The organism is Stenotrophomonas maltophilia group sp. RNC7 (assembly GCF_030910085.1).
In the GTDB taxonomy this organism is placed as follows: domain Bacteria; phylum Pseudomonadota; class Gammaproteobacteria; order Xanthomonadales; family Xanthomonadaceae; genus Stenotrophomonas; species Stenotrophomonas sepilia.
Genome location: NZ_JAVFVN010000775.1, coordinates 1 through 301 on the forward strand (window position 1 = coordinate 1; position 301 = coordinate 301).

Annotated in this window: 1 protein-coding gene; it reads left to right on the plus strand. The window is 42.5% G+C overall.

Features of this window, described 5'->3' with window-relative positions; translation table 11 throughout:
• A partial coding sequence (locus RCF13_RS18355) for a GDP-mannose 4,6-dehydratase (RefSeq protein WP_308141439.1) occupies window positions 1-301 on the plus strand: 301 nt, incomplete at both ends.

Sequence of the window (301 nt, forward strand, 5' to 3'; positions counted from 1 at the left end):
GTTAACGTATGCAGGAAACGTAGACAATTTGTTAGATGTTGAACATCATCCGAATTATCGCTTTGCACAAGCAGATATTACAAGATCGGATGATATGGAGCCGCTCTTCCAGGAAAAAATAGATGTCGTGGTGAATTTCGCAGCCGAATCTCATGTTGATCGCAGTATTGCGGATCCAGGAATCTTTGTCAGCACGAATGTAATGGGTACACAGGTTCTGCTAGACTTCTCTTTGAAATATGGCGTAAGCAAATACGTTCAGATTTCTACCGATGAAGTCTACGGTTCGCTTGGAGAAAGC